The following is a 15,289-nucleotide window of genomic DNA, read 5'->3' as shown; positions in this document are numbered from 1 at the left end:
GATGGTAGTAAGTCTTGGATAGATTGCTGTTAAGTTGTCTTTTCCTTTTAGATTTATAAAGCATTTTCGATAATAAGGTATACATAAGTTCTATTTATCTTCAATTGAAACTGCTTATCCTAAAAAACACTCATAAAACCTGTTAATTTCATTTATAAAATTTGGGTTATATGAGTGTTTTTTTTGTAGCGTAAATTAAATTAAGCCTTAAGATATTTGAGGATGTGTATGAAATGGATATAATTATTCTGTTATTTATAGTTTTTATAACTATGTTAGCTTTTACTTTTAAACAATATAGAGTTCTTAATAATGAAATTTCTTACTTGCCACCAGAAATTAAATTAGATTTAAAAAATAATCATCCCTTAGTTGGTGAGAGTATACATACTTTAGGACCTAGTAATTGGGTTATCCCCCCGAAAAATGTAATTATTCAATTTGCTTCACCAACCTGCTCGAGTTGTCATGCTGCAATAGAGCAATTACTAGTGGATAATAAAGTATATAAGGCGGAAATTCACATTGTTCTTATGCCTACTGATGATAATAAAAAAAGTAGAAACTTTATAGATATGTATAAGGATTTAGTGAATTTCCTTCCTTATTCCAGTGAATTTATTGAAAAAATGAATATTAAACAAAATCCTACATTTATGGTAATTGACCAAGAAGGTGAAATTTCTCTAGTTACCAGTTTAATAAAGAAACTAGATTATTATATGTTGGAAAAGGTTAAAATTCAGGGGGAAAGTAATGAATTATAAAAATTTAAAAAAAGCGTTTCTGTTTATAACAAGTATAGGTAAATACTGGATTTTCTTTTCGATTTTTACAAGTATAATTTTAGGATTTATTCCTGCTATAACACTTTACATAATTAAAGAATTAGTTAATTCTGTAGCACAAACAATACAGGAACCGAGTCTTTCCTTCTCTACTCCAATTTTTTTGTTATCACTACAATTAGTAGTAGCTCTTATCAGTGCTATTTTACAGAATATCCAAGAATACATAGATAAGAAGTTTGAAATCCAGCTTGATTATAAACTAAAGTTAATTATTTTGCAGAAGTCTGCTACTGTCCCTTTAGCTTATTTTGAGGATCATAAATTTTATAACCATCTTTCAAGAATAGAGGGAAGCGGGAATAATTTCTTAGCACCATTTAAGTCAATTTTACAAATTTTAAAAACATTAATAACCTTTTTCTCTATGTTAGTATTTCTTTTAAGTATACATTGGTCGTTAGTTTTATTTAGCATAATAGTAGCTATTCCAATGTTTATTATTCATGCTAAATTTGGTAATACAAGGTTTTGGATGCAATATAATCTTACTCCCGAAGCACGTGAAGCTAATTACCTTTCAGGTCTATTAAAAATACGTGAGGCCGCCAAGGAAGTTCGTACTTTTAGGTTACAAGCGTATTTACTTAATCGATGGTCTGAAAAATTTCAAATAAATAATAAAGCAAACTTAGCATTAGCAAAGAAAGAACATACATCATATATCACTCTAGATGGCGTTTCTGCATTGTTTTATGGAGGAGCAGCTATGATAATCATCTGGCTAATTCAAAAAACTAAAATTCAAATTGGGGATTTTGTTGTTATTGGAGATGCTGTTCAAAAAACTCAACAATCTATAAATAACATTGCGGTTCACCTTGCTAATATTTATGAAAAATCTCTATATATAAATGATTATTATGATTTTATAGATTCGATTATCAAGGAGAGCTGTAATGAAAAAAATTTATCTTTACCTACTAAATTAGTTGAAGGAATTAAATTTGAAAACGTTTCATTTAGTTATCCTAATAACGAAAATGAAATAATAAAAGATGTTTCATTTAGTATTAAACCTGGTGAGAAAATTGCAATAGTAGGAGAGAATGGGTCAGGAAAAACTACACTGATAAAATGTCTTACAGGTTTGTTTTCACCGACTAAAGGGCGAATATACTACGATGATACAGATATAGAATATGTGAAAAGTGAACAATTATATAATAAAATAACAGTTATTTTTCAAGATTTTATTAAGTATAATTTCACCGTTAAAGAAAATATAGGAATAAGTTCCCCTGATAATATGAACGATAAAAACCAAATTGAACATACTTCGAAATTAGCAGAAGCACATGAATTTATTTCTAAATTGGAAAATGGATATGATACTTTATTAGGCCGTTTTTTAGGTGATGGAGTAGATTTATCCGGTGGTCAATGGCAGAAAATAGCGATATCAAGGGCCATATTTAAAGATAGTGAAATTTTAATATTAGACGAACCCACAGCCTCGTTAGATCCGCTTACGGAGATTGATATATTTAAGAAATTTTATGAAATCTCTAGGGGTAGAACAACTATTTTTATTTCCCACAGAATGGCTTCAACAAAGTTAGCAGATCGTATATTTGTTTTAGATAAAGGGACTGTTGTTGAAACAGGTAATCATGAAGAATTAATGAGTTTAAATGGACTATATGCAAGCATGTATAAGAATCAGACCGAATGGAACAATGAGGATTTTAAAAAAGAAACAAATGAGGTATTAGTATGATTGCAGAACTTGATTTATTTATACGAATATGTATAGCTATAATTTTTATAAGTAGCTCCATTTCTAAATATAATACCTTTGATAAACATATCGGAATAATTGAAGATTATAAAGTTTTACCTACCAACTGGTCGAGAGTAATGGGTAAGTTAGATATTACAGCAGAATTTGTTGTAGGGCTCTTACTCTTAGTGGGTTTATTTCAGTTTTTTGGTGGTTTTTTTGCAGCTTGTATATTACTGATATACACAATTGCAATTGTCATTAATCTTTTACGTGGACGGAATGAAATTTCTTGTGGATGTGGAGGCGTCCTAGGTAATCATAATCTATCTTGGATACTTGTCACACGTAACATTTTATTAAGCTTGATATGTATTAAAGTAGCATTTAATAAAGAATTACTATTTTCTTTAGATGCTATTTTATTTAGAAATAATTCATTAATGGTATTCGGATATAAAGCATGGGAAACTTTTTTTATTTCTTTACTAATCATTATTATGGTACTTATTGCTAAAGAAATCACAAATATAAAAAAAAATTTCTCCCGTATAATTTCATCTTTTAAAAATTTGTAAACAATAAAAGGAATTGATTCTATGAGTAACAGTTTAATGTATTCAAATATATTATTATGGGTGTTTATGATTCTACAAACCGTATTTATATATTTATTAACCAAATCTATTGTCGAATTTTTAAATAGATTTAAATTAGAAAAAGCTAATACAAAGTTAGTAACCGTAGGAGCTAAGGCTCCATTATTCAGAGAGTTAACTGAAAACGGAGAAATTATAAAATTAAGTGACTTTAATCAAAGAAATACAATCTTATTTTTTGCAAAGGCTACTTGTAATGTTTGTAAAACAACATTAATTACATTAAATAATGTTATTTCGAGTTCACCAGTACCAATGCGCCTGATTATAGTTACATCTGAATCTGAAGAGTTTGATGTAAACTACCACAACGATTATACATCCTTAGTTCGCTCGGATTCTATAATAGCAAATTATGATGTATATGATGTTCCTACAATAATTATAATAGACCCTAACGGCATTATTATTAATAAATATTCAAACGATGAATTAAATGATTTAAGAAAAGATTTAGGATTAAATTAATTTCTTTAATTTTTCTTTTTGATGGAATAAAAGTGGCAACTAATTTCGTTTTCAGTGTCTCCAAAACCATGGCAAAGTTTTGATCAAATAGCAATTCATTTTTTATATGATACGGAGTCTGGAATATTCTTCTTGTCTAAATAATTTTTCTAAGCATTTAGGAAAGTTTACAGTTTTAATTAAATTCATCGTTCAAATACAAATTTTAGTGAATTATTTAATTTTATCTTAAAAATGTATGCCTGAAAATTGTTTTAAATAATGGTCATCCAACTATTATTTGTAATCGTTGAATCAATCAATTGGTTTAAATAGGCTTATAGAAATATTTGAATGTTCTTCCGCAAACCAGCTAATAGAAGTTTAACGTTATTCAATTAAATGGGCGCGATTGTGGAATATTAGCAATAGGAAATGATTAAACTTTTTTATAAAAATTGCACATTGTTTCATAAAGAATTAACCCGTTTCGAACAAACTTTGTTCAAAACGGGCTCTTTTAATTTAGCTTAAATTATGGGTCTGTGGATTGTTTTTGATCAAACTTTATTCTAAAGCTACATTATGGCCCTATTGTAGATCAAACAAGTGTGGTAATAAGCTTTGATTGGGAGTATATTGAAGAAATTTTGTAGGGTAAGTTTGTTAAAGAGGTCTTCCAATTAAATGGTATGCTAGATATAGGGCACTATGGTAATATTAAATTATATGAAAATAATACTATTATAAAGATATGGGAGAACTATTATGGATGATTTTAGCTGGATTAATACGGCCATTTCAGGTTTGGCAGGAATATTAGGTGGAGTAATCGGTGCAAAAATTACAATTTCTCTCAGAGGAATGGTTGGGTATGATAGAAAATTCGTTAAATCACTTATTGTATGAAAATAAAATAGAAATAAGTAATCCGGAACAGATCTATAAAATGTATAAAGAGTACAGAATTAAAACTAAATAGTTCTCAGGGTATCTATCCTAAGATGTTATCACAAATTTCCGGTTAAGCAAAAGACAGCTTTATTAAATTTAGCAAGTCTCTAGTGATTTAATGTTTTATAAAGCATAAAAAGAAGGAACTGAATGTTAAAAAGAATATTTATGTGAAATCTTTGTTAGCCCATTAATCTTAAATAAGAATTAATGGGCTTTTTTTATTTTTAAAATTTGTTTTAGTATGAATAATATTTATTTAGCACAATACATGAATGTGTTCAAATTTTAAATGAAATTAAATTATTTATGTGTGAAACTAACAATCTTATTATAGAAGAAGCTTTATAAATTTCACACAAAAAAAGTTCTAATACTTTGAAATTTCTGCTTTGGAAGGGCAATGCGGTTAACGCTGCAAAGTACCTAAAAAAAGGGAGCTTGATTTCATTTCGCGGCCGCTATAAGTCGAATTCATACCAAGATCAAACAGGCAAAACAGTTTACGGTCATGATATTGTAGCTGAAGAAGTTCGTTTCTTGGATAAGAAGGAACCAACTATTCAACAGCAACAACAATCAGAAGATCCTTCTGCTACGAATCAATCTCAATTAACTAAGCAGGGCGGTTATACTCCTCCACCGCAAGTTGAAAATTTTTGTTTCCATCGTTAATTACAAACTACAAATAATCTGAAATAAATAATTTAAAGAAAACGAACAGACACGCTAATGGTGACCTGTTCGTTTTTAAAATAGGAGAGTATATTATTATGAAAATTACATTAAAAAACAAAGAAGTTATTGTTAAAGAAATTCGCTCATTATCAAAGTATGCTAAAAACGATGTATTGAAAGTTACTGCAGCCGAGGATCATTTGATCTTAGAGGCGGGTAATGACGAAATATTTGCATCCAAAACAGTTCTAGACAGTATAGTTGAAAAAGAGGAATTAGTTACTATTTTTGAAATTGAACAACCTGGTCAAATGCTGTTAGATTTCAGTGTTTTAAGCGTATTAAGTAACTTAGTTGAAGACGAAGTTGTATTATCAGTCGCAGATAATACACTTGGTATTCATACTAAAACTGTTAATTTGAAGCTTAATTTGAAGTCTGATGCTGTGTTTACCGAGAAACCAAAGTGCGAATTGACTCCTTATCTTCCAGTAGTTAAAAAGAGCTTTTATTCAGAGCTTTTAATGAATGTCGGATATGCCTGCGAAACGAAAGATAAAGCTCCTCGTCCAGTGCTTAAAGGGATTCAAATCGTTTCTAATGGTGAGCGAGTAATTGCGACGGGTACAGATAGTCGCCGCGCTGCATTGTTCAACTACGAATTAAGAACTGAGGAAATCCCATCAATTATTGTGCCTAATAAAATGCTTGCAGACGCACTACTATTATTTAGTGATGAAGAAGTTGTATCGGAAATCGGAAATGGCTTTCTTGTGCTTAAGCAAGAAAGTGTAACGGTTTTTATGAAGCTAATCGATGGTGCTTATCCAAATGTAGCCCCATTGTTCACTATTTCAGATACTGCATTTAGAGTACAAGTTGACTTAAAATCACTTAAGAGTGTTATAAAATTAACTGATTTATTTAGTAGTTTTTCAAAAGAAAAAGACGATATCAAAAAGGTTATTCGTTTTTCTGCAGCTGATACCGGGTTACAAGTTCAATGTATACACCAAGGCGGTGAGTTCAGTACAGAATTACCTGTTACGGTTACTGCCGGAACACTACCTGAAACATTTAATGTAAATGCTCAATTCCTAAAAGAAGCTATTGCTACGGGCAATGAAACGATTATATTATCGTTTGATGGTCCAAAGCTATATGTAAGTACAATCGCTTCGTTACAACAGGTTGTGATGGGTACAAAAGCTAATTAAAACTGACCAATATAATTAAACCGCATTAATAAACGGTTCTTACGACACTTTTCCATTAGTAGCACAGCTATTTAAGGGAAGAGTGTCTTTTATTTTTGCGAATTAAACATGACAAGGTGGAATTTATAATGAAAACAACGACAACTACATCAAATATTGAAATACTTGAAATGCGACTAAATAATAAATACAAGACGTTCTTCTTCCGTCATTTACGTAAAAAAGGTAATTTCTTATCGTTCAACGATACGACTAAGGAGCACTTATATGCAGTAGATTTAGACAATGACTTTTTATCGGAAGTTATAGAGCCGACTGCTTTTAATGGATTAGCTACATTGTTTGTAACAATTCATGATGGCGCGGTAAAAGTGTTAAAAGCATTATAAGGGATATTAATATTTATTTTCTTTTTAAGGGATCATTCTATATTTAGAACAAAAAAGGCGCAGCTCAAATGATTAAATTCATTCGGGCACGCCTTTTGTGGCTTTGAAATAAAGATTGATAATTTGTAAAAAATTTTGATCAGATTCCTGTGTAGATAGGCAAGTTATATTCTTATTCCACAATCGGGCCATTTAATGAAGTAAGGGACCAGTTATGGAATTAAGCTTTAATTAATAATATTGGTCATTAGGGAAAGGCAATTTTATTGTTGTAAATATATCGTATATTACGATATAATCGTTTTAATCGATTTAAAATTGAGGTGATTATAGTGATTCAAGATATAAACAAATACTTTACTGACATTTATTTCAATTTACATCCCGTACAAGAAGAAGTGATTTCGCATCAAAGTGTCCGCATTTTACAAATGGTTCAGAAACAGCAATATGTAGTAATTCGTGACATTGCTGAGCAATTATCAATTTCACACAATACAGCATCAGAACATGTGAAAAAATTAGTGAGTAATGGGTGGTTGTATAAAGAGAGGTCGGATGAAGATCAACGAAAGGTGTATTTACATTTAACAGAATTAGGTTCAGAAATATTAAAAAAGAATACAGAATTAGATGAAAATAAATTGCAAGTCGCACTTAGCCGATTATCGACTAATGAAAAAGAAAAGATTGTTGAAGCATTTCGACTTTTAAGTGAGGTATCAAAATAAATGTATTTGCTAATAAAAATTATAAGTTCGGCTGCCATTATTGGTATCGTAACGGAATTGGCAAGACGATATCCTGTTTATGGTGGCATTATAGCTGCCCTACCTTTAATTAGCATATTAAGTATCATTTGGTTAACGGTTCAAGGGGAAACTACTCAAAACATCAACAAATTTACACTGGGGGTTCTAGCAGGATTTCCAGCAACAATGGTAATGCTATTGGTGATTTATTTCGCTTTGAAACAATCTGTTCATTTAACGCTAGCAATTTCACTAGGAGTAGTTGCTTGGGGAATATTTTTAGTAGCTCAAAAATATATAATGGCAGCATTTATTTCGTAAAAAATTCTATACTGGGAAGGCCATTGTTATTCCACAATCTGGGCGCGATTCCTCAATAAGAAGATCGCGTTGTTCAGTTAAAGGGGGAAGCAGGAATAGATACAAAAATGGCTAAATTTGAATCGAAGGCACCTGCATCTTATAATGAATGGTTTGGTGAAGCAAATTCAAGTTGTTCATTTGTTGCAACTGAGGAAAATCAAATTTTAGGTTGGTGTAAATTATCCCCTGTTTCTAAACGAAATGTGTATAAAGGTGTGGGGGAAGTTAGCATTTATATAGCGTCTTATGCGAAGGGAAAGGGAATTGGGGATTTATTACTAAACCATTTGATTGTAGCTTCTGAAAAAGAGGGATACTGGACACTGGAATCCAAGATCTTTAAAGAAAACGTAGCTAGTTTAAAACTCCATAAAAAGAATGGCATTCGGATCGTGGGTATTCGCGAAAAGATTGCTCAACTAGATGGGGAGTGGAAAGACAATCTGTTATTGGAAAGAAGAAAAGCTTTATAAAGCATCGTTAAAGCATCTGTTGAATATCCAAAGATGCTTTTTTACATGTTACTTTTCAAAAGTTTGAGATAACAATATAGTGTGGGTTTACTCATACCTGTTTCATAACCATATGAAATAAAAATGTGCGACTAATAGAAGGATGTTAGTATATAACTAATATACTAATTTTGGTAGGTGAAAATTTAATGTTAGGTTATTTTCCTCAACCCTATAAAAACGAAAGTATTTATAGCCTATCCGCTAGATACGCTAGTCATATGGGGATTATATCAAAAAGAAAAGCTATAAAGGATACATTTAATATTGTACGGCCAGTTATGTATGAAGATTATATTTCCCACATAAATATCCTTGTATCTAATATCAAGCATTTTTCAAGTGAATATACAGAAGATTATTTTTTGTATAACCATACTATCTTTCCACTTTACGCCCCATTTATGAGTGGAAAACCTGTTACTTTAGGTTCTTTAGATATTTATGTGAAAAGTAGAAAAAGGTTTACCTGGGACATCCATGAAAAGGAAAATTTTTATTATTGTAGCGAGTGCGTTAAAGAAGAACTAGAAAATTACGGGGAATGTTTTTGGAATAGGATATTCCAAGTTCCTGGAGTAATGGTATGCAGTAAACACCAAAAAACTCTTTTCAAATTAAATATAAATATTGAAAAGAATCCTTTAAATAAATTTATAATGCCAGATCTTGATATGGACTTATCAGAAGAAGTTGAATTAGGAGGTAAGGCTTTTGAATTTATGTTAGAAATATCAGGCAACGTTGAATATTTCTTTAAACATAAAGTAGATGCCACAAGTTATAGGAATCTTTACGAAAAATATTATGAGTTTATCAAAATATTAGGAATTGCAAGTCAACCCTTACAAATAAAAAGTAAATTAGCCGATTTAGTTCTATCAAGATTTAATGAGGAAACTTTGGATGTACTTAATTCTAATCCATTGAAAAATGATTGGTTATCACATTTAAGTGTTGAAAGGTTAAAAAATATACATCCAATAAGACATATTTTATTAATGATGACCTTGAACGAATCAGTTCAAAATTTCCTTAATACAACCCCTCATTATCAACCATTTGGAATAGGACCATGGCCATGTATGAATCCATTATCAAAACATTATTTAGAAGAAGTAATTACTAATATTAATATTACTCACAATACAGCTAGAAACGAGTTTCAGGGTTTATTTTTATGCAGTTGTGGATTTGCTTATGTTTTATATGAGGGAGAGAAAAGTCCCTATGAAATTAAAGCTTTTCATCATAGAGTAAAGGCAAAAGGGAAAGAGTGGGAGAGAGAATTTGACATTCTAGTTAGTAAAGGAATGTCTGTAAAAGACCTAGCTGAAATAACCAATATAAGTAAAGGAACAGTTTTAAGGAAAATAAGGGAAGGTCATAAATATATAGAAATTGGTAGAAAGAAGAAAAAACAAGAGTTTAAAGAAAAAATAAGTATTCAAAAAAAAACGGATAAGGAAGAGTGGCTTAAATTAACTAACAAATTTCCGAATTATTCCCGTTCAGAATTACGTGATAATTTCCAAAACCTCTATGAAAGATTAGCTCGCTATGACAAAAAGTGGCTAGATTTAAACTTACCGAATTCCAAAAGAGGTAAGAGTAAAACAAGTGAAGAAATAAACCATAAAAGAGACTTAAGTTTATTAAAAAAAGCCAAGAGTATACTGAACAATTGGCCTTTATATGAGAAACAAGCTGGGAAAATAATCAAGAGAACTCAATATACGTTATATTCAAGGATAGGTATAAATAAGAAGTTTGAAGAGAAATACCCAATATCAGTAAAATATATTTCAACATTTATAGAATCAAAGGAAGATTATCAAATCCGATTGATTGACCAATGTATTGAAAATCATTTTAAAGATGAAGAAATAAAAAAATATAAAATACTTATGATTAGTGGTTTGAGGAATTTAGAGCCAAAAGCAGAAAAACATTTAGAGGAAATTATGCAAGTCTCTAATAAGGAATTTTGAATAGATATAGCAAATAGATAAATACAAAGTGAATATATTTTGATACATAAGATGATTTCCATAAAGTTAGGATAAAATAATTTATCATTTCTAAAAGGGTTCGGTCCACTTAATTATTCAAACTTTATAGCTGCATTAAAAATAGAAGATGTCTATGGGGGATTAAGTAGAAATAACACTAAGGGAATTTATTGTATAAAAGTAAAACTAAAATAGTGTACATCTTTTTTGTAATTTTTAAATAAAATAGAGGCATAATTACCAATTTTGAGTGTAAAACTTTTTTGTTACTTTTTTAGTTCTCACAATGTAAGAATGCAGGGTTAGGTAGTTAATAGTGTAAAACTTTTTTGTCACTATACAGCTGTTGAATGACAACAAAGTCGGGTACTGGACAACAAAGTTGGGTACTGAACAACAAAGTCGGGAACTGATATTTTCAATAAGAAAATTTAATCTAAAGCACGACCCAGGTTTTTATGGGGTCGTGCTCTTTTATGTTTATCATTATTTACAGATAATTAAAGGGGATTGAATAATAATTTGGTAATATTATGATGTAAGAAAGATTATGAAATTGTTCACTTAAACTATCGTATCAGACTAGTTTAATAGGAATAGTAACGAAACATCAAAACGATTGGAGTGTAGTGTATGAAAAGGATTATGCCATTTATTTTAGTACTTACGTTTTTCTTAGGGGCTTGTAACAAAGATGAAGTGAAATCTGAACTATATAGTGGTCGTGATTTGTCCATTATAGTTATTGGTGATATTCCCGAAGTGAGAGAAGAAAATATTACATTTACTCAAAAATCATTAGAAGATATTGCTGGAGATGTAAAGAATACTTCAAATGAATTTGACGCAGTATTTATAACACCTGCACAGTTTTCTGAAGCTGATGATGATAAATATGTGGCAACTTATCAGAGCTTAACAATTCCAACTTTTTTTATTGAATCACCAAAAAGACATCTTCCTTTTGTGAATGAAGACCTTACATATGAAACTGCACCTGAAATTAAAGGTGAAACCTCCTATGCAACAGGCTACCTAAATAATGAGACAAAAGAAGAAAACAAGACAGATGTTTGGCGATATTTTTTGTATAACGATGTGAAAAACGATGTAAACATAAAAGATGTTTACAGTCGAATTTTTCAAACAATAAGTGACCAAGTTCAAAAATAGATAATAGAGAAGAAGCATAACGGGTTTTCTTATTTATCTAACGGGTTTAATTAAACAAGACCCTTATTTCGATAGGAATATGATGAATAATGTTTTTGAATGACATAAAGGTTTGGAACTTACATATTCAATTGAAAATTAATTTAAAGCGCGATTCAGGTTTTATTGGGTTGTGCTTTTTTAACATTTTGATTAAATGTAATTTAAGCAACCATAATTCGAAGTGTATTCTCGTTCTCAGTACCCGACTTAGTTGTCACGTAGTAAAAAACACCAGTACCCGACTTTGTTTTATGTGAAGAATTTCACATAATATAGGAATGCAGGTTTGAACGTTTCATAGTACCCGACTTAGTTGTAACTGAACATTCGCTTATCTATAAAGCGAACGGTTTTTTGTATATTTGGGAGAGTGGAATAAATGACAGTAGTACTAAAAAACGTAAGGAAATCATTCAAAGAAGGGAACTCTAAAGTGGATGTACTTAAAAATGTATCCCTTACTGTAAACCCGGGTGAGTTCATCGCTATTATCGGCATCAGGTTCAGGGAAAAGTACACTTTTATCGATTGCGGGGGCATTACTTCAACCATCGACAGGCGAAGTACTTGTTAATGGTATATCGGCAAGATGAAAGAAAAAGATTTATCGGCTTTGCGCTTAACAGATGTCGGGTTCATTTTACAAACATCGAATTTAATTCCGTAATTAACGGTGTTAGATCAGTTGCTGTTAGTACGTAAAATGAAAGGCAAAGTAACAGCAGAAGATGCAAAACTTGCAAAAATTATTAAAAATACGATTTTTTTATTTTCATAAATTATCCGCATTAACCATACGACTAACTATACTCAGTGAAAGGTGATAACGATGTGGCTACTAGGCTTTTTATGGACTTCTGCAGGCATATTCATTGGTGGCATGATCGCTTGGCTTTTTAAAGGAATCAACCAAGGGGCACATATTATTTATGCGCTTTGTACAGGGGTAATTCTAGGTTTGATCAGTTTTGAAATACTCCCGGAAGCTGTAGAATCAGGCGGCTGGTTAAGTACGATTATTGGATTTATTCTAGGAATGATGCTGTTCAAAGTGCTACATAGTAGATTGCACTTTAAACAGGATAAAGAAAGTCACACTAAAAAGAAATTATATATTCGAACTAGTCTATTATTAATGCTTAGTTTTGCTGTACACAATTTACCGATTGGAATAACGCTAGGTGCCAATGAACAACCCGATCTTACAAAGGCCTTATTGCAAACACTTTTATTTCATAGTATTCCCGAGGGAATAATTTTGTTTATCCCTTTAATTTTAGCTGGATTCAATATATTTACTGTTTTAATAATTTCACTTCTCGTATCGATACCAGTAGCTTTAGGGGTTTTTATCGGTAGTTTTCTTGTTCACCCGTTACTTAATACTATCTTCTTGAGTTTCGCTATGGGGATGATTTTTATAGTCACCGTCTCAGAAATCTTATATCCGGCACTTCATAAATCTTCAGTCTTCAAAATTATATGCGGCACATTTATCGGGTTTGGAGTAATCGTATTTTATCTGCACTTACTTTAAATTTAGAATATCAATTTTAACTAATTTGGAAAATTATTTACATATATATGTTAAACTACTAAAAGCAATTACTAACAAATGGAGGAAATTTATGGTCGATATAAAAAACTACGATACATTCAAGAAAATTGAAGCGATCCATAAAGGATGGTCGGACGATAAAAAGTACTATATAGAAACAGTTACAAATGAGAGGCTGTTGCTTCGCATATGCGATATCGCGGAGTATGATAAAAAGAAAAATGATTATGAAATTATAAATTGCTTAGCTGAAAGGGGCTTGCCCGTTTCACGGCCTGTCGATTTTGGATTGTGTGACAAGGGCAAAAGTGTCTATACGATTTTTGTATGGTGTAACGGTGAAGATGCGGAGCAGATACTGCCTAACCTGACAGAAGCCGAACAATATTCACTAGGGGTAAAATCAGGGCAAATACTGAAGGAAATTCACAGCATTCCTGCACCAGCAGAGCAGGAGGAATGGGGAACAAGATTTAATCGTAAAGCGGACAGTAAAATTAAAATGTACCAAGACTGTGATGTGAAAATAGCGAATGACGATAAAATTATTCGGTATATTGAAGAGAACAGACACCTCCTGGAAGGCAGGGAGCAATGTTTTCATCACGGTGATTTCCATGTTGGAAATATGATTATATCCCCTCAGAAAGAGCTGTATGTAATTGACTTTAACCGCAGTGACTATGGAGATCCGTGGGAAGAGTTTAACCGGATAGTGTGGAGTGCCGATACCAGTCCTTACTTTGCTACAGGACAGCTCAACGGATATTTTAACGGAACACCGCCGATGGAATTTTTCTCTTTGCTTGCATTTTATATAAGCAGTAATATGCTGTCATCCCTTCCTTGGGCTGTAGATTACGGGGAAGACGATTTAAACGTAATGAAAAATCAGGCAAAAAATGTTCTGGAATGGTTTAACAGTATGAACAATCCTGTACCGACTTGGTATAAGGGAGAATTAAATTTGGATGATTAAAAGCTAATGGACAATAAATAGAATAGAATGGAGATGAAATAATGGGGAAAGTATTTTGGATGCCATTAATTTCCTCGTTTATAACAATGGCTGTTTTATATTTTATCGGTTATTTAGCTGACTTAAATTTTCTTATATTTAAAATTTCACTCTCACATACTGAAATTGCTTTACTGCCAGTCTTTGTGGGGGCAGCAGTAGGAATAATAACTGAACGGATGCTCAAAAGGAAGGCAGGGGAAGTTGAATGATTGCCTATTACTACGATCAGCTTCATACATGGGGGAAAGAAGATGATTTCTTCGTGGAGCTGCTACAGTTAACAAAAGCTAAAAAGATTGCCGACTTGGGCTGTGGTACTGGACGGGTAACGATAGAATTGGCAAAGGCCGGTTATGAAGTAACTGGAATTGATCCAAATGAAGAAGCCGTTCTTCGAGCTCAAAATAAAGACAATGCACAATCTGTTTCATGGATAATCGGCGATAGTCAGGACTTAACAACTAACTCATATGATGCCGTAATCATGACAGCGAATGTGGCGCAGGTCTTTATTTCAGAAGAGAGCTGGAATAGTGTACTGCAGGATGTATTCACAGCTTTAAAGACTGGCGGGCATTTTATTTTTGATGCACGGAACCCTCAGGCAAAAGCATGGGAAGAATGGCAAAAAGATGAGACAGTAGATGAATTTCAAGATGTTCATACAGGAGACCCTTTGCTATATTGGGATGAATATGAAGGGTTAGATCGAAACATTTTTACCTTTTATGAAAAAATCAAAAATGTTAATACGGATATTACACATGAAGCAAAGGTCCAGCTAATATTCCGTAGCCTGGAGAATATTTCATCTTCACTTAAAAAAGCGGGCTTTTCTACAGTGAACGCTTATGAAGATTTCAAGTTACAGCCGGCTACTAATCGGGCAAAGTCGTTTATATTTCATTGTGTGAAATGATTGAATACAAAAGTTGATAATA

The 15,289-nt window shown here is 31.6% G+C and carries 17 protein-coding genes; all 17 read left to right on the top strand.

The window, feature by feature from the left end; genetic code table 11:
- Positions 1 to 233: 233 nt before the first annotated feature.
- The 17 genes from AC0VXV_RS19210 to AC0VXV_RS19130 all read left to right on the top strand — a co-directional run bounded on the left by AC0VXV_RS19210 (position 234) and on the right by AC0VXV_RS19130 (position 15,267).
- Positions 234 to 767, top strand: a complete 534-nt coding sequence (locus tag AC0VXV_RS19210) for a TlpA family protein disulfide reductase (protein WP_475529724.1) — start codon at positions 234 to 236, stop codon at positions 765 to 767.
- Positions 757 to 2,568, top strand: coding sequence for an ABC transporter ATP-binding protein (locus AC0VXV_RS19205; RefSeq protein WP_475529723.1), 1,812 nt, complete (start codon positions 757 to 759; stop codon positions 2,566 to 2,568). The genes AC0VXV_RS19210 and AC0VXV_RS19205 overlap by 11 nt, the downstream gene beginning before the upstream one ends.
- Positions 2,565 to 3,149 carry a MauE/DoxX family redox-associated membrane protein gene (locus AC0VXV_RS19200; protein ID WP_475529722.1) on the top strand — a complete coding sequence of 195 codons (585 nt, stop codon included), beginning with the start codon at positions 2,565 to 2,567 and terminating at the stop codon, positions 3,147 to 3,149. Before AC0VXV_RS19205 ends, AC0VXV_RS19200 begins: the two co-directional genes overlap by 4 nt.
- A gap of 21 nt (positions 3,150 to 3,170) precedes the next feature.
- Positions 3,171 to 3,698 (top strand): redoxin domain-containing protein, encoded by a 528-nt coding sequence (locus tag AC0VXV_RS19195; RefSeq protein WP_475529721.1) that lies wholly within the window; start codon positions 3,171 to 3,173, stop codon positions 3,696 to 3,698.
- Positions 3,699 to 4,445: 747 nt separating this feature from the next.
- Positions 4,446 to 4,586, top strand: coding sequence for a hypothetical protein (locus tag AC0VXV_RS19190; RefSeq protein WP_475529720.1), 141 nt, complete (start codon positions 4,446 to 4,448; stop codon positions 4,584 to 4,586).
- A gap of 423 nt (positions 4,587 to 5,009) precedes the next feature.
- Positions 5,010 to 5,306, top strand: a complete 297-nt coding sequence (locus AC0VXV_RS19185; RefSeq protein WP_475529719.1) for a single-stranded DNA-binding protein — start codon at positions 5,010 to 5,012, stop codon at positions 5,304 to 5,306.
- Between the two features lie 98 nt (positions 5,307 to 5,404).
- Positions 5,405 to 6,526: a DNA polymerase III subunit beta gene (locus AC0VXV_RS19180; RefSeq protein WP_475529718.1), complete on the top strand. Its 1,122-nt coding sequence runs from the start codon at positions 5,405 to 5,407 to the stop codon at positions 6,524 to 6,526.
- A gap of 128 nt (positions 6,527 to 6,654) precedes the next feature.
- Positions 6,655 to 6,915, top strand: coding sequence for a hypothetical protein (locus AC0VXV_RS19175; protein WP_475529717.1), 261 nt, complete (start codon positions 6,655 to 6,657; stop codon positions 6,913 to 6,915).
- Positions 6,916 to 7,247: 332 nt separating this feature from the next.
- Positions 7,248 to 7,646, top strand: a complete 399-nt coding sequence (locus tag AC0VXV_RS19170; protein ID WP_475529716.1) for a MarR family winged helix-turn-helix transcriptional regulator — start codon at positions 7,248 to 7,250, stop codon at positions 7,644 to 7,646.
- Entirely contained in the window at positions 7,647 to 7,988 is a 342-nt protein-coding gene (locus tag AC0VXV_RS19165; RefSeq protein WP_475529715.1) for a DUF3147 family protein, read from the top strand.
- A 107-nt stretch (positions 7,989 to 8,095) separates the two neighbouring features.
- Complete coding sequence (locus tag AC0VXV_RS19160) at positions 8,096 to 8,503, top strand: N-acetyltransferase family protein (protein ID WP_475529714.1); 408 nt, start codon at positions 8,096 to 8,098, stop codon at positions 8,501 to 8,503.
- Between the two features lie 188 nt (positions 8,504 to 8,691).
- Positions 8,692 to 10,533 (top strand): TnsD family Tn7-like transposition protein, encoded by a 1,842-nt coding sequence (locus tag AC0VXV_RS19155; RefSeq protein WP_475529713.1) that lies wholly within the window; start codon positions 8,692 to 8,694, stop codon positions 10,531 to 10,533.
- Positions 10,534 to 11,187: 654 nt separating this feature from the next.
- Positions 11,188 to 11,727: a hypothetical protein gene (locus AC0VXV_RS19150; RefSeq protein ID WP_475529712.1), complete on the top strand. Its 540-nt coding sequence runs from the start codon at positions 11,188 to 11,190 to the stop codon at positions 11,725 to 11,727.
- An 871-nt stretch (positions 11,728 to 12,598) separates the two neighbouring features.
- Positions 12,599 to 13,306, top strand: coding sequence for a ZIP family metal transporter (locus AC0VXV_RS19145; RefSeq protein WP_475529711.1), 708 nt, complete (start codon positions 12,599 to 12,601; stop codon positions 13,304 to 13,306).
- Positions 13,307 to 13,397: 91 nt separating this feature from the next.
- Positions 13,398 to 14,306: an aminoglycoside phosphotransferase family protein gene (locus tag AC0VXV_RS19140; protein ID WP_475529710.1), complete on the top strand. Its 909-nt coding sequence runs from the start codon at positions 13,398 to 13,400 to the stop codon at positions 14,304 to 14,306.
- Between the two features lie 41 nt (positions 14,307 to 14,347).
- Complete coding sequence (locus tag AC0VXV_RS19135) at positions 14,348 to 14,557, top strand: ATPase (RefSeq protein WP_475529709.1); 210 nt, start codon at positions 14,348 to 14,350, stop codon at positions 14,555 to 14,557.
- Positions 14,554 to 15,267, top strand: a complete 714-nt coding sequence (locus tag AC0VXV_RS19130) for a class I SAM-dependent methyltransferase (RefSeq protein WP_475529708.1) — start codon at positions 14,554 to 14,556, stop codon at positions 15,265 to 15,267. Before AC0VXV_RS19135 ends, AC0VXV_RS19130 begins: the two co-directional genes overlap by 4 nt.
- The last annotated feature ends 22 nt before the right edge of the window (positions 15,268 to 15,289 follow it).

Source organism: Solibacillus sp. iso_87, from assembly GCF_056173085.1.
This window is presented reverse-complemented; position numbering and strand designations above follow the sequence as displayed.

Bases quoted from the DNA above. Each gene is read 5' to 3' on its own strand.
- AC0VXV_RS19150 (WP_475529712.1), top strand. From the start codon at position 11,188: ATGAAAAGGATTATGCCATTTATTTTAGTACTTACGTTTTTCTTAGGG.
- AC0VXV_RS19195 (WP_475529721.1), top strand. From the start codon at position 3,171: ATGAGTAACAGTTTAATGTATTCAAATATATTATTATGGGTGTTTATG.
- AC0VXV_RS19135 (WP_475529709.1), top strand. From the start codon at position 14,348: ATGGGGAAAGTATTTTGGATGCCATTAATTTCCTCGTTTATAACAATG.
- AC0VXV_RS19130 (WP_475529708.1), top strand. From the start codon at position 14,554: ATGATTGCCTATTACTACGATCAGCTTCATACATGGGGGAAAGAAGAT.
- AC0VXV_RS19200 (WP_475529722.1), top strand. From the start codon at position 2,565: ATGATTGCAGAACTTGATTTATTTATACGAATATGTATAGCTATAATT.
- AC0VXV_RS19165 (WP_475529715.1), top strand. From the start codon at position 7,647: ATGTATTTGCTAATAAAAATTATAAGTTCGGCTGCCATTATTGGTATC.
- AC0VXV_RS19210 (WP_475529724.1), top strand. From the start codon at position 234: ATGGATATAATTATTCTGTTATTTATAGTTTTTATAACTATGTTAGCT.
- AC0VXV_RS19180 (WP_475529718.1), top strand. From the start codon at position 5,405: ATGAAAATTACATTAAAAAACAAAGAAGTTATTGTTAAAGAAATTCGC.
- AC0VXV_RS19155 (WP_475529713.1), top strand. From the start codon at position 8,692: ATGTTAGGTTATTTTCCTCAACCCTATAAAAACGAAAGTATTTATAGC.
- AC0VXV_RS19145 (WP_475529711.1), top strand. From the start codon at position 12,599: ATGTGGCTACTAGGCTTTTTATGGACTTCTGCAGGCATATTCATTGGT.
- AC0VXV_RS19175 (WP_475529717.1), top strand. From the start codon at position 6,655: ATGAAAACAACGACAACTACATCAAATATTGAAATACTTGAAATGCGA.
- AC0VXV_RS19190 (WP_475529720.1), top strand. From the start codon at position 4,446: ATGGATGATTTTAGCTGGATTAATACGGCCATTTCAGGTTTGGCAGGA.
- AC0VXV_RS19205 (WP_475529723.1), top strand. From the start codon at position 757: ATGAATTATAAAAATTTAAAAAAAGCGTTTCTGTTTATAACAAGTATA.
- AC0VXV_RS19140 (WP_475529710.1), top strand. From the start codon at position 13,398: ATGGTCGATATAAAAAACTACGATACATTCAAGAAAATTGAAGCGATC.
- AC0VXV_RS19160 (WP_475529714.1), top strand. From the start codon at position 8,096: ATGGCTAAATTTGAATCGAAGGCACCTGCATCTTATAATGAATGGTTT.